The organism is Streptomyces sp. MnatMP-M17 (assembly GCF_900091995.1).
In the GTDB taxonomy this organism is placed as follows: domain Bacteria; phylum Actinomycetota; class Actinomycetes; order Streptomycetales; family Streptomycetaceae; genus Streptomyces.
The window spans coordinates 1-1,064 of record NZ_FMDK01001267.1 but is presented as its reverse complement, the minus strand read 5'-3'; the positions used below and the strand labels follow the sequence as shown (position 1 = coordinate 1,064).

The following is a 1,064-nucleotide window of genomic DNA, read 5'->3' as shown; positions in this document are numbered from 1 at the left end:
CTGCTCAGCGCCATCACGGCCGTGGCCGACGGCGGCGCCAGTCCGCCACTGGGCAGCGAGCCCAGAGCCCCGCACGCCCGGACCGGAGCGACCCACGTCGGAGCCGCTGAGGCCCGAGCCACCGTCACCGCCCCGAGCGAGCCCTTCGCCGATCAGGTCGCCGCCGCGCTCGACGCCCGGGGCACCGCCGTCCACCGCCCCGAGCTGGGTTCGCTCGTCGCCGCCGTACCGGCTGACGCGGACGCCCGGGAACGGGCCGGGACCGCTGTCGCGGCCGTCGACGACGAGGCCGTACGGCTGCGCTCCGCCGTGAAGGCGCGCGACGGCTTCTTCACCACCTTCTGCGTCAGCCCGTACTCCCGTTATCTGGCCCGCTGGTGCGCCCGCCGAGGCCTGACTCCCAACCAGGTCACCACCGCGTCCCTGATCACCGCCCTGATCGCCGCGGCCTGCGCGGCCACCGGCACCCGCGGCGGCTATGTCGCGGCCGGCGCCCTGCTGCTCTTCTCCTTCGTGCTGGACTGCACCGACGGGCAGCTCGCGCGCTACTCGCTCCAGTACTCCACGATGGGCGCCTGGCTGGACGCGACATTCGACCGCGCCAAGGAGTACGCCTACTACGCGGGCCTCGCGCTCGGCGCCGCCCGAGGCGGCGACGACGTATGGGCGCTCGCGCTGGGCGCCATGGTCCTCCAGACCTGCCGGCATGTCGTGGACTTCTCCTTCAACGAGGCGAATGCCGACGCGACCACCGCGAACGCCACCGGCAAGGCCGTGGTGGGCACACCCACCGCCGCGCTCTCCAGCAGGCTCGACAGCGTCGGCTGGACGGTGTGGGTACGCCGGATGATCGTGCTGCCGATCGGCGAGCGCTGGGCGATGATCGCCGTGCTCACCGCCCTGGCCACACCTCGGACCGTCTTCTACGCGCTGCTCATCGGCTGTGCCTTCGCCGCGTGCTACACCACCGCCGGCCGTGTGCTGCGCTCGGTGACCCGCAAGGCCATCCGTACCGAACGCGCCGCGCGGGCCCTCGCCGATCTCGCCGACTCGGGCCCGCTCGC

At 73.6% G+C, this 1,064-nt stretch carries 1 protein-coding gene; it reads left to right on the top strand.

Annotated elements, in window-relative coordinates; translation table 11 throughout:
- The coding region (locus GA0115259_RS38450) for a CDP-alcohol phosphatidyltransferase family protein (RefSeq protein WP_141716906.1) at window positions 1–1,064 on the top strand (1,064 nt) is incomplete at both ends.